This is a genomic window from Saccharothrix deserti (assembly GCF_009769385.1).
Taxonomy (GTDB): Bacteria; Actinomycetota; Actinomycetes; order Mycobacteriales; family Pseudonocardiaceae; genus Actinosynnema; species Actinosynnema deserti.
Genome location: NZ_VKAB01000001.1, coordinates 115,601 through 127,761 on the forward strand (window position 1 = coordinate 115,601; position 12,161 = coordinate 127,761).

12 protein-coding genes are annotated in these 12,161 nt (G+C 71.4%); 7 read left to right on the forward strand and 5 right to left on the reverse strand.

Annotated features, from left to right (window positions below; translation table 11 throughout):
• Window positions 1-18 precede the first annotated feature (18 nt).
• The gene (locus tag FM051_RS11975; RefSeq protein WP_238412339.1) at window positions 19-1,563 is read right to left on the reverse strand and encodes an ABC transporter substrate-binding protein; all 1,545 of its coding nucleotides are present in this window, start codon (window positions 1,561-1,563) and stop codon (window positions 19-21) included.
• Between the two features lie 29 nt (window positions 1,564-1,592).
• On the opposite strand from FM051_RS11975, the gene FM051_RS11980 reads away from it, so the two are divergent.
• On the forward strand, window positions 1,593-2,372 hold the full coding sequence (locus FM051_RS11980) for a carbon-nitrogen hydrolase family protein (protein WP_158842997.1): 780 nt from the start codon (window positions 1,593-1,595) through the stop codon (window positions 2,370-2,372).
• Between the two features lie 110 nt (window positions 2,373-2,482).
• A complete protein-coding gene (locus FM051_RS11985; protein ID WP_158842998.1) occupies window positions 2,483-3,535 on the forward strand; it encodes a PRC and DUF2382 domain-containing protein in 1,053 nt (350 codons plus the stop codon).
• 55 nt (window positions 3,536-3,590) lie between these two features.
• Here FM051_RS11985 and nadC read toward each other — a convergent pair whose 3' ends face one another.
• The 3 genes from nadC to nadA all read right to left on the reverse strand — a co-directional run bounded on the left by nadC (window position 3,591) and on the right by nadA (window position 7,166).
• Window positions 3,591-4,448 (reverse strand): carboxylating nicotinate-nucleotide diphosphorylase, encoded by an 858-nt coding sequence (nadC, locus tag FM051_RS11990; RefSeq protein ID WP_158842999.1) that lies wholly within the window; start codon window positions 4,446-4,448, stop codon window positions 3,591-3,593.
• The gene (locus tag FM051_RS11995) at window positions 4,445-6,073 is read right to left on the reverse strand and encodes an L-aspartate oxidase (protein ID WP_158843000.1); all 1,629 of its coding nucleotides are present in this window, start codon (window positions 6,071-6,073) and stop codon (window positions 4,445-4,447) included. The genes nadC and FM051_RS11995 overlap by 4 nt, the downstream gene beginning before the upstream one ends.
• 73 nt (window positions 6,074-6,146) lie before the next feature.
• Window positions 6,147-7,166 carry a quinolinate synthase NadA gene (nadA, locus tag FM051_RS12000; protein WP_158843001.1) on the reverse strand — a complete coding sequence of 340 codons (1,020 nt, stop codon included), beginning with the start codon at window positions 7,164-7,166 and terminating at the stop codon, window positions 6,147-6,149.
• Window positions 7,167-7,262: 96 nt separating this feature from the next.
• On the opposite strand from nadA, the gene FM051_RS12005 reads away from it, so the two are divergent.
• The 5 genes from FM051_RS12005 to FM051_RS12025 all read left to right on the forward strand — a co-directional run bounded on the left by FM051_RS12005 (window position 7,263) and on the right by FM051_RS12025 (window position 11,512).
• Window positions 7,263-7,919: an NUDIX hydrolase gene (locus tag FM051_RS12005; protein WP_158843002.1), complete on the forward strand. Its 657-nt coding sequence runs from the start codon at window positions 7,263-7,265 to the stop codon at window positions 7,917-7,919.
• Complete coding sequence (locus tag FM051_RS12010; RefSeq protein WP_158843003.1) at window positions 7,916-8,596, forward strand: LON peptidase substrate-binding domain-containing protein; 681 nt, start codon at window positions 7,916-7,918, stop codon at window positions 8,594-8,596. Before FM051_RS12005 ends, FM051_RS12010 begins: the two co-directional genes overlap by 4 nt.
• 31 nt (window positions 8,597-8,627) lie before the next feature.
• Entirely contained in the window at window positions 8,628-9,350 is a 723-nt protein-coding gene (gene aroD / locus FM051_RS12015) for a type I 3-dehydroquinate dehydratase (protein WP_158843004.1), read from the forward strand.
• A 135-nt stretch (window positions 9,351-9,485) separates the two neighbouring features.
• On the forward strand, window positions 9,486-10,751 hold the full coding sequence (locus FM051_RS12020) for an MFS transporter (protein ID WP_158843005.1): 1,266 nt from the start codon (window positions 9,486-9,488) through the stop codon (window positions 10,749-10,751).
• Window positions 10,748-11,512, forward strand: a complete 765-nt coding sequence (locus FM051_RS12025) for a putative hydro-lyase (RefSeq protein ID WP_158843006.1) — start codon at window positions 10,748-10,750, stop codon at window positions 11,510-11,512. The genes FM051_RS12020 and FM051_RS12025 overlap by 4 nt, the downstream gene beginning before the upstream one ends.
• Window positions 11,513-11,524: 12 nt before the next feature.
• On the opposite strand, the gene FM051_RS12030 is transcribed toward FM051_RS12025, so the two are convergent.
• On the reverse strand, window positions 11,525-12,121 hold the full coding sequence (locus FM051_RS12030) for a DUF2567 domain-containing protein (RefSeq protein ID WP_238412340.1): 597 nt from the start codon (window positions 12,119-12,121) through the stop codon (window positions 11,525-11,527).
• Window positions 12,122-12,161 lie beyond the last annotated feature (40 nt).

A 12,161-nucleotide genomic window follows, 5' to 3' on the forward strand; every position in this document is an offset into this window, starting at 1 on the left:
GGTGCAAGAAGACCAGCACTACCTGGGCGTCCACTTCTCCAGGTTCCACCACGGCCCCCACGACAGCGCGCCGTGCGCGTGCGGGTCCACGACCTCCTGGTAGCCGTTCCAGTTCTCCCGGACCACGTACGTGTGCTGCACCGCCGCCAGCACCACCATGCCCGGCGCGGCGGCGTACGCCCGCTGGAACTGCTTGTACGCCGCCGCCCGCTGCGCCGGGTCCAGCAGCGTGCGCCCGGTGTCGAGGGCCGCGTCGACCTGCTGGTTCGAGTAGCCCCACGGGTTGCCGGTGTGCAGCGGCCAGTAGGTCATCAGGTCCGGGTCGAACGGGGTGCCGCCGCCGTGCAGCATGGCGTCCACGCCGAGCCGGGGCGTGGCGGCCTCCCAGCTCAGCCCGGCCAGCTGCACGTCGATCCCGACCGCCTTGGCGTCCGCGGCGAACGCGGTGGCCAGGTCGGCGCGCACCACGTCGCCGATCGGGTACATCAGCACGAACCGGGCCGGCACGCCGTTGCGCACGCGCACGCCGTCCGCGCCGCGCACCCAGCCCGCCTGGTCGAGCAGCAGCTCGGCCTGCGCCTTGTCGTACTGGAACCCCGCGCCGGTCTCCACGAACTCCGGCAGCGTGTCCGGCACCGGTGTGCTCGCGGGCGTGCCCTTGCCGCCCAGCAGGTTGTCGACCATGCCCTTGCGGTTGACCGCCTGGTTCAACGCCATCCGGATCGCGCTGTCACCCGTCACCGGACCGCTCGGCAGCGTGATGGCACGCAGGTCGGCGCTGCGGTGCGTGATCACCCGCATGCCGTTGACGGACCCGAACGACGCGGCCAGCCGGGGCGGCAGCTCGGTGCCGTCGAACTCGCCCGCCTGCATCCGCTGGGCGCGGGTGTTGTCGTCCGGCACGAACACGACGGTCAGCTTGCGGATCTTCGGCTCGCCGCCGAAGTAGGAGGCGTTGGCCTCCAGCACCATCCGGTCGCCCTTGCGCCAGTCCACCAGCTTGTACGGGCCGGTGCCGACCGGCTTCACGTCCCGCAACGGCCCGCCGAACGCCTCGCTGGGCAGGATGCCGAGCACCAGCATGTGCGGGAACGCGGCCCACGGCCTGGCCAGCGTGAACCGCACCGTGCGCACGTCCAGCTGCTCCACGCCGGTCAGCTCCGCGTACGCGGCCCGTTCGGTCGAGCCGGACGCCGGGTCCAGCAGCGCCCGGTAGGTCGCCACCACGTCCTCGGGGCCGAACGCCGTGCCGTCGGTGAACTTGACGTCCTCGCGCAGCTTCACGGTCCAGCTCAGCCCGTCCGCGGCGGGCGCTGGCGCGTCGACCGCGAGCTGGGGCCGCACCGAGCCGTCCGCGCGGTGCTCCACCAGGCCGTCGTACAGCTTGGACACGCCCTCGCGGCCGTAGCCGAGCAGCGGGTTCAGCGTGGTCGGCTCGGCCGGGTCGGCCAGCACGAGCGCGCTGCCGTCGGCGGTGCCCTCGGCGCTCGGTGTCGTCGTGCCCGTGCACCCCGCTGCGACGAGGACGGCTGCGACGACTAGCGGCGGAAGGAGGGAGCGCACGAGACCCGACACTACCTAGAGTGGGTGACATGCGTGTCGCCCTCTGCCAGATCAACTCGTCAACCGACCCGGCGGCGAACCTCGACCTGGTGCGTTCGGAGACCAAACGCGCGGCGGCGGGCGGTGCGCGCGTGGTCGTGTTCCCCGAGGCCACGATGTGCCGGTTCGGCGTGCCGCTCGGCATGGTGGCCGAGCCGTTGGACGGGACGTGGGCGAGCGCGGTGCGCGACATCGCCGACGAACACGCCGTGATCATCGTGGCGGGCATGTTCACACCGGCGTTGGACGGCCGGGTGACGAACACCCTGCTGGTCACGGGCGGTGGTCACCACGTGGGCTACGACAAGATCCACCTGTTCGACGCGTTCGGGTTCACCGAGTCGCGCACGGTCGCGCCCGGTTCCGAGCCGGTGACCGTCGAGGTCGACGGCGTCACGCTCGGCCTGGCCACGTGCTACGACGTGCGGTTCCCCGAACTGTTCCGGGCGCTGGCGGACCGGGGCGCGACGGCGGTGCTGGTGTGCGCGTCGTGGGGCGCGGGACCGGGCAAGCGGGAGCAGTGGGAACTGCTGGTCCGGGCCAGGGCGCTGGACTGCACGTCGTGGGTGCTGGCCTGCGGCCAGGCCGATCCGCGGGTCGACCACAACGGCGCGCCCACCGGCGTGGGCTTCAGCACGGTGGCGTCGCCGCTGGGCGAGGTGGTCGAGCAGCTGGCGGGCGAGCCGGGCCTGATCCTGGTCGACGTGGACGCCGACGCCGTCACGCGGGCGCGGCAGACGTTGCCGGTGCTGGCGAACCGCCGGCTCTGACATTCTCGTGTGAGGTTTCCTCACACGAATGGGTGGCAGCCGAATAGGTGTCCCCTGGCGCTGGGAACCCTGCCTTCGCATGCGACATCACAGCGAAGGGGACCCAGGCCATGATCAACCAGGCCGACGTGGACCGCCTGTACGACTGCGAAGTGATCGACGAGCACGGTGAGCGCATCGGCTCCGTGAAGCAGGTCTGGCTCGACGACCGGGACGGTCGGCCGATGTGGGCTTCGGTGCACACCGGCCTGTTCGGCCGCAAGGAATCGTTCGTGCCGATCCAGGACGGGACCCTGGGCGAACGCACCATCACCGTGCCGGTGGACAAGCAGAAGGTGAAGGGCGCGCCACGGATCGACGTGTCGGACGAGCACATGTCCGCGAGCCAGCAGGACGAGTTGTACGAGTACTACGGACTGATCCCGGCCAACCGCAGCGGCGACCACGACCGGCTGCCGAGCCGCGAACGCTCCGACACCATGCCCATGCCCGCCACCGAACAGCCGATCTCCGCGCAGCCGATCTCTGAACAGCCGACGGTCGAACAGCCGGCCATCGACATCCGCAGGAAGGCCGCCGCCCAACAGCCGACCGTCGAACAGCCGACCGCCGAACAGCCGACCGCCGAACAGCCGACCGCCGAACAGCCGGGCATCGACGTACGCGGGCGGACCGCCGCCGAACAGCGCGCCGAACAGCGCGCCGAAGAGCACGCCGAACAACGGGCCGGACAGCGAGCCGAACAGCGGGCCGAACAACGGGCCCGGCAGCGCGGACGCCACGAGACCCGGACCGGTGACTCGGTCACCCGGCACGAGGAAGACCTCGACGTCGGCACCCGCATCGTGAAGGCCGGCCGGGTGCGGCTGGTCAAGCACGTGGTGACCGAGCAGAAGGACGTGTCCGTGCCGGTGTCGCACGAGGAGGTCCGCGTGGTGCGCGAACCCGCCGAGGGCACGCCGACCGGCGGCGCGTTCGGTGAGGAGGTGGCCGAGGTCACGCTGCGCCGGGAGGAGCCGGTGGTGAGGAAGAAGGTCAAGCCGGTGGAGAAGGTCCGGCTGGACAAGCAGACCTCGACCGAGCACCGGAAGGTCCAGGGCCAGGTGCGCAAGGAACAGGTGGACGTGGAGCGCGAAGACCCGACCGGGGATCGCGACTCCTGAACAGGACGTGCCCGCGCCTGATGCCCCGGGCGCGGGCGCGTCCCCTGTCGGCGGCTTAGCGCAGGTCCAGCCCCAGGTCGAGCGCCGGTGCGGAGTGCGTGAGGCCGCCGACGGCCAGGTAGTCCACGCCGGTCTCGGCGTAGGCCCCGGCCACGTCCAGCGTCAGCCCGCCGGACGCCTCCAGCCGGACGCCACCCGCCCGCCGCACCGCCTCCGCGCAGTCCGCGACGGTGAAGTTGTCCAGCAGCACGAGCTCCGCGCCGTCGGCGACGGCCTCGTCCAGCTGGTCCAGCGAGTCGACCTCGACCTCGCACGCCAGGTGCGGCGCGTGGGCGCGCACGGCGGCCAACGCCGCCCGCACCGAACCCGCGGCCCGCACGTGGTTGTCCTTGATCAGCACGGCGTCGCCGAGACCGAGCCGGTGGTTGACGCCGCCACCGCAGCGCACCGCGTACTTCTCCAGCAGCCGCAGGCCCGGCAGGGTCTTGCGGGAGTCCCGCACCCGCGCCTTCGTGCCGGCGATCTCGTCCACCCAGGCCGCGGTGAGCGTGGCCACGCCGGACAGGTGGCACAGCAGGTTCAACGCGGTGCGCTCGGCGGTGAGCAGACCGCGCACCGGTCCGCGCAGGACCAGGGCGGGCTCGCCGGGCACGGCCTTGTCGCCGTCCTGCCGCCGCTCCAGCACCTCCACGTCGGTGACCCGGCGGAACACCTCCAGCGCCACCGGGATGCCCGCGAGCACACCGGCCGCGCGCGGCGTCAGCTCGGCCACGGCCACCGCGTCGGCGGGCACGGTGGCCTCGGTCGTCGCGTCCGGGCCGTACCGCAGGTCCTCTTCCAACGCCGTCGCGATCACGCGGCGGACGTCGTCCGGATCGAGTCCAGACCCCGCGAACAGGTCTTCGGAAGTCATGCCACTCCCCTCGCCACCACCGGATCGGCCAGCACCGGCTGGCCGGACGGGTTGAGCCGGACGACCTGGCTGCGCTGCCACCACACCTCGTCCCGCTCGGTGAAGTCGGTGCGGACGTGGCAGCCGCGCGATTCCTCGCGTTCCGCCGCCGCCGCGATCAACGCCCGCGCGGCCACGGTGAGCGCCGCGTCCTCGACGAGTTCCCGGGTGTCCAGCTCGCGGTCCGCAGTGGACAGGTCGAGCACCGAGCCGACCACGGCCAGGCCCTCGGCGTCACGGCCGATCGCCGCGTACCGGGACATCACGCGCTGCAACGAGTCACGGGCCGCGACCGGCGCCGTCGGCAGCTCGACCGGAACCGAGGCCGAGGCCGAACAGCGCGCCAGCACGCCCAGCGCCAGGTCCGCCGCGACCGCCTCGGCCGCCCGCGTGCCGACGACCAGGCCTTCGAGCAGGCTGTTGGACGCCAGCCGGTTCGCGCCGTGCAGCCCGGTCCGCGCCACCTCGCCCGCCGCGTACAGGCCGGTCACACCCGTTCGTCCGTCCACATCGGACACCACGCCGCCGCACGCGAAGTGCGCCGCCGGTGCCACCGGGATCGGCTGACCCGCCGGGTCCACACCCGCGGCCAGGCAGGCCGCGTGCACGGTCGGGAACCGGCGCGCGAAGTCCGAGATGCCTGTCGCGTCGAGGAAAACGTGGTCGTCCACGCCGCCGGGACCGGCCGCCATGTGCCGGGTGATCGCCGCCGCCACCACGTCCCGTGGCGCCAGGTCCTCCAACGGGTGCACGCCGCGCATGACCCGCGCGCCGGTCGCGTCGACCAGCACAGCGCCCTCGCCGCGCACGGCCTCCGTCACCAACGGGCAGCGGCCACGCGCGCCGCGCCCGGTGTAGAGGACGGTCGGGTGGAACTGGACGAACTCGACGTCCGCCGCCGCCGCGCCCGCGCGCAACGCCAGCGCCAGGCCGTCGCCGGTGGCCACCTCCGGGTTGGACGTGGCCTGGTAGAGCTGTCCGAGGCCACCGCTGGCCAGCAGCACCGCCGGGGCGCCGAGCACGCCCGGCACGCCGTTGCCGTCCAGCACCAGCAGCCCGCACACCTGGCCGAGCGGGGTGCGGACGGCGTCCACCGCGACGTGCTGCTCCAGCACCGGCACCCGCCCGTCGGACGCCGCCGACAACAGCGCGCGCTCCACCTCCGCGCCGGTCGCGTCACCGCCGGCGTGCACCACGCGGAACGCGCTGTGCCCGCCCTCCCGCGTGCGGGCCAGCCCACCGGTCGGCGCGGCGTCGAACACCGCGCCCCGCTCGCGCAGCCTGGCCACCGCCGCCGGACCGCCCGCGATGATCGCCTCCACGGCGGCCTCGTCGCACAGCCCGGCGCCCGCGACCAGCGTGTCGCGCACGTGCGCGTCGACCGTGTCGCCCTCGTCGTGCTCACCGGGCAGCACGACGGCCACGCCGCCCTGCGCCCACCGGGTGTTGCCGTCCTCGCCGGAAGCCTTCGTCACGACGAGGACCCGCAGTCCCAGCTCACGCGCGCGCAGCGCCGCCGTCAGACCCGCCACACCCGTGCCGACGACCACCAGGTCGGCACGCGCCTCCCACAGGGGTGTGCTCATGAATCCTCCTCGCCAGGGTTCGGAGAACCCATGAGCACGCTCGCTGTGTTCGACGACGAGCTCGCGAGCTCGCTCATTCCCCGCCGCCGGGCTGTCCGATCTCGATCATGCGCTGCACCGCGCCCTGGGCCCGCTTGGCGGTCTCCAGGTCCACGTGCACCTCGTCCTTGCCCTCGCGCAGCCCGCGCAGCAGCGCCGCCGGCGTGATCATCTTCATGTACCGGCACGACGCCCGGTCGTTCACCGCGCGGAAGTCGATCTCCGGCGCGGCCTTGCGCAGCTGGTGCAGCATGCCGATCTCGGTGGCCACCAGCACCGACTTCGCGCTGGTCCGCCGGGCGGCGGTGATCATGTCGCCGGTGGAGAGGATCTTCACCTTCTCCGCCGGGACGGTGCCCTCGCCCGCGAGGTAGAGCGCCGAGGTGGCGCAACCGCACTCGGGGTGGATGAACAGGTCCGCCTCGGGGTTGTCGGCCGCCCGCTGCGCCAGCTCCGGGCCGTTGATGCCCGCGTGGACGTGGCACTCGCCCGCCCAGATGTGCAGGTTCTCCCGGCCGGTCTCGCGCTTGACGTGCGCGCCGAGGAACTGGTCCGGCAGGAACAGCACCTCGCGGTCGGCGGGGATGGACTTCACCACGTCCACCGCGTTCGACGAGGTGCAGCAGACGTCGGTCTCCGCCTTCACCTCGGCCGTGGTGTTGACGTAGGAGACGACGACCGCGCCGGGGTGCTCGGCCTTCCACGCGCGCAGCTGGTCGCCGGTGATCGAGTCGGCCAGCGAGCAGCCCGCCCGCTCGTCCGGGATGAGGACCGTCTTGTGCGGCGCGAGGATCTTGGCGGTCTCGGCCATGAAGTGCACGCCGCAGAACACGATGGTGGACGCGTCGCTCGCGGCCGCGATGCGGCTGAGCGCCAGCGAGTCACCCGTGTGGTGCGCGATGTCCTGGATCTCGGGCAGCTGGTAGTTGTGCGCGAGGATGACCGCGTCCCGCTCGCGTGCCAGCTCCAACACCTCGTCCCGCCAGGCGGCGTCCGGCGCGACCCCGTCGTAGGCGCCGTCGGAGGTTCGCTCCACGTAGGCGGTAGCGACCATGGTTCCTCCCTTGAGCCAGGTTTTCGCCTAACGGTCGAAAACACGGCCGATAGTATCAGCCGAGTGGGACTGGCGGGACATGAGGTTTTGGCCGCGGTGCTCCAGGTGAGAGCCGGATCACTCCAGGTCATGCTGTGGGAGCGCGCTCGGGAACCGCACGCTCACCGCTGGTCACTGCCGGGTGGCGGGCTCGGCGACGACGAGGACGTCGAGGCCTCGATCCGCCGTCAGCTGGCCGAAAAAGTGGACGTGCGACAGTTGTCACACGTCGAGCAGCTGGCCGTTTTCAGCAACCCCGCGCGGGTGCCCGGACTGCGTGTCGTGGCGACCGCGTTCCTCGGTCTGGTGCCGTCCCACATCGACCCGGTGGTGCCGTCCGACACGGCCTGGTACCCGGTGGACGCGCTGCCCGCGACGGCGTTCGACCACGAGGCGATCTGCCGCCGTGCCCGCAGCCGGTTGGCGTCGAAGCTGTCGTACACGAACCTCGGGTTCGCGTTGGCGCCGCCGGAGTTCACCATCTCCGCGTTGCGCTCGCTGTACTCGGCGGCACTGGGGTACAAGGTGTCGGCGACCAACCTGCAACGGGTGCTGTCGCGGCGCGGGTTGTTGGAGCCGACGGGCGGGACCGTGCAGCCCGGACCGTCCGGTGGCAGGCCGGCGGCGCTGTTCCGGTTCGTGTCGGGCGAGATGCGCGTCACCGACCCCTTCGCCGTGCTGCGGCCACCGTCCACCCGTAGCTTGGGTTCGTGACCACGACGCTCCCCCTCTTCCCGCTGGGCACCGTGCTGCTGCCCGGGGCGTCACTGCCGCTGCACGTGTTCGAGCCCCGTTACCGGCAGTTGACGGTCGACCTGGTGACCGGCGCGGTGCCGGAGCGGACGTTCGGCGTGGTGTCGATCAAGCAGGGGTGGGAGGTCGGCGAGGAGAACGTCGAGGCGCTGTGCGACGTCGGCTGCACGGCGGTGCTCCAGGAGGCGCGGCGACTGCCGGACGGGCGGTACGACCTGACCACCAAGGGCAGTCGGCGGTTCCGGCTGCTGGAGGTCGACGAGGACAGCGCGCCTTACCTGGTCGGGTCGGTCGAGTGGCTGCCGGACACGGCCGCGCCGCCGGAGATCGAGGCGGTGCTGCCGTTGCTGGCGGACAGCGCGCGGGCGGCGCACGGCAGGTACCGGGAGGCGGCGTACCGGAGCGAGGGCGGTCGGCCGCCGGCGGAGGACACGGCGTTCGCCGACCTGGCGTACGCGTTGGCCGGTGACTGCCTGCTGACGTTGGAGGACCGGCAGCGACTGCTGGAGGAGACGTCGCCCGCCCGGCGGCTGCGCCTGGTGCGGAAAGTGCTGCACCGGGAGGCGGGCATTGTCGACGCGCTGAGCGCCGTGCCCGCGCCGTTGTCCGAATTGGGGCACCTGCCGCATCGCAATTGACCGGCTTTAATGGCGGTGTAGGATACCGCGCATGAATACCATGCGCGCACTATTGGACAGCGGTACCCCTCTTGTCGCGGTCAGCTTCGGTGACGACGACAGCGAGCAGGCCGCCAAAGAAGCACTGACCCTCGGCGTCGATGTCGCCGAATTGCGCATCGACCGGTTCTCCCGAACCGATATGGGTCACGTCCTGGAACAGGTTCACGCTTTCCGGGGTCTGCCGATTCTGGCGACCGTGCGTTCGGCCAACGAGGGCGGCGGGTGGAGCGGCACCGAGGAGGAGCGACTTGAGCTGTTCAGGGGGGTCGCGTCGCTGGTCGACGCGGTGGACGTGGAACTGTCGTCGCACGAGATCCTGGCGGATGTGATCGGTTCCGCGCACGAGCACGGCGCGTTGGCGATCGTTTCCCACCACAATTTCGACAACACGCCGGAGCTCGACGAGCTCAAAGCGGTCGTGCGTGACGCAAAAGATGCCGGCGCCGATATCGTCAAAGTTTCGACCATGGCGACGACCGGTGCGGATGTGAAAGTACTGGCGTCACTGCTGCTGGACGCGGGCGACACGGAAATGATCGTCATCGCAATGGGCGCCATCGGCACGGCGTCGCGGATCTTCTTTCCCGCTCTCGGTTCGCGGTTGACTTACACGTTCATCGGCCACCAGCCCACGTCGGGACAACTCGACTTCGCCGAGACCGTCGGCCTGCTGCGCAAGTTCTACCCGGACTACGACCGGCGGAGGAGGTGAGAGCGCTCTCATGACGGTGAGGTGACAGGGGTGTTCACGTGTTGATTCGTCCCATTGCCCTCTAGTGGGATTGTTCAACAATCCTCTACGGTGTGCGGACGGCACCCCCTCACGGCTGCGAGGTGATCTCCCGACATGAGCACCACGGACAGCACTACGGACAGCACCAGGACAGGCCCGTTCGCGTGGTTCCACACGCTGGGCCGCAACGGCAAGCGCGCCTTCGTCGGCGCGTTCGGCGGCTACGGCCTGGACGCGTACGACTTCCAGGTCCTGCCCCTCGGCCTGTTCGCCATCACCGCCTACTTCGGCATCACCAAGGGCGAAGCAGGCCTGCTCAACACCGTCACCCTCGTCGTCTCCGCCCTCGGCGGCGCGATCGCGGGCATCCTGGCGGACCGCATCGGCCGGGTCCGCACCCTCATGATCACCGTCATCACGTACGCCGTGTTCACGGTCCTGTGCGGCTTCGCCACCAGCTACGAGATGCTGATGGTGTTCCGCGCCCTCCAGGGCCTCGGCTTCGGCGGCGAGTGGGCGGCCGGCGCGATCCTCGTCGCCGAGTACTGCAAACCCCAGTACCGGGGCCGGACGGTCGCGTTCATCCAGAGCTCGTGGGCCGTCGGCTGGGGCCTCAGCGTCATCGTCTACACCGTGGTGTTCAGCTTCCTGCCCCAGGACATCGCCTGGCGCGTGCTGTTCTGGACCGGCGCGATCCCCGCCCTCCTCGTCTTCTACGTCCGCCGCAACGTCAAGGACGCCCCGAAGGCCGAGCAGGCGCTCCAGACCAGCCCGCGCAAGGGTCGGTTCAGGGCCATCTTCCAGGGCGAACTGGGCCGCACCACCCTGTTCGCCGCGCTCCTGGCCACCGGCGTCCAAGGCGGCTACTACACCCTCGCCAGTTGGGTGCCGACGTTCCTCAAGACCGAACGCGGCCTCAGCGTCGTCGGCACCGGCGGCTACCTCGCCCTGCTGATCAGCGGCGCGTTCGCCGGCTACATCACCGGCGGCTACCTGACCGACCGACTCGGCCGCAAGCGCACCTTCACCCTGTTCGCCGTGCTCAGCGCGATCCTCATCGTCCTGTTCACCCAGATACCGGCGGGCGCGAACGGGCTGATCCTGCTGGTCACGTTCCCGCTCGGGTTCACCACGTCGGCGATCTTCAGCGGTTTCGGCTCGTTCCTGGCCGAGCTGTACCCGACCGAGCTGCGCGGCACCGGCCAGGGCTTCACCTACAACTTCGGCCGCGCGGTCGGCGCGCTGTTCCCGACCCTGGTGGGATTCCTGGCGGAGAGCATGGGCGTCGGCGGCGCGATGATCTTCGGTGCGGCCGGTTACGGCATCGCCGTCGTGGCGCTCCTCGGCCTCCCCGAGACGAAGGGCGTCGAGCTGAAATGACACCAGTGATGACCCCGGCGCAGGTGCGCCGGAACCACCGGGGCCCGACGGCCGGTCTCGCGGACGGCTACGCCCAGGCCAACCTCATCGCCGTCCCCAAGGACTGGGCCTACGACGTCCTGCTGTTCACCCAGCGCAACCCCAAGCCGTGCCCGGTCCTGGACGTCACCGACGTGGGCAGCACCAGCACGGTCCTGGCGGGCAACGCGGACCTGATGCGCGACCTGCCCCGCTACCGGATCTGGGAGCACGGTGAGCTGAAGGAGGAACCCGCCGACGCGTCCGTCCACTGGCAGGACGACCTGGTCGCGTTCCTCATCGGGTGCAGCTTCACGTTCGAGTCGGCGCTGAAGAAGGCGGACGTCCCGCTCCGGCACGTCGAGCAGCAGCGCAACGTCCCGATGTACGTGACGGACCGCGAATGCCGCCCGGCGGGCCGCCTGCACGGCCCGATGGTGGTGTCGATGCGCTACATCCCGGCCGACCTGGTCGACACGGCGACCAGGGTCACCGCCCGGATGCCCGCCGTCCACGGCGCCCCGGTCCACGTCGGCGATCCGGGGGCGCTCGGCATCGAGGACCTGGACCGGCCGGACTTCGGCGACCGCACCGACCCGCACGAGGGCGACGTGCCGGTCTTCTGGGCGTGCGGCGTGACACCGCAGGCCGCGGTGATGGCGTCGAAACCGCCGTTCGCGATCACCCACGCGCCGGGCCACATGTTCGTCACCGACGTGCCCGACACCGCGTACCAGCTGTAACCGGACCGGGCTCTAACCCAACCGTCGGCCGAGGTCGTCCAAACCGTTCCACGCGGCCAGGCAGCCGTACGCCAGCGCCGTGCCCAAGGGCCACGCCAGCACGCCCCACGACGTCTCCAGCACCGGGGCCAGGGCGATGACGTCACCGACCCCGGGCGCGGCGCCGACGGCGTACCTGCCGCCGGCCGCACCGGTGCCGGTCAGCTGACCCAGGTAGGCCGCCACGACCGACCCGAGCGTGGCCGCCACCATCACCACCGGCCCGCGCCGTTCCCGCAGCATCCACACCGCGATACCGGTGATCAGCCCGGCGGCCAACCCCATCAGCACGAACAGCATCAGCCCGTCGAGCCGGTGGTAGCTCTCACCGGTCACCGGGACCATCGTCCCGTCCTGCTGCACCACCACGTTCTGCGGCGGCGCGAGCCACGCCCACAGCCACCCCAGGGGCAGCCCGAACAGCGAGATCGCGGACAGCACGGAGAACGCGGGCAACAGGTCGCGCTTCACCACCACCCGTGGCCGGTGCACCACGTAGTAGTACTCGAACGCCGGCGCGGGTGGCACCCGAACGGGCATCGCCCGCTCGTCCACCGGTTGCTCCGCCACCCGACGACCTCCCTGCACCCGTGACCAGATGCAGGGCAGG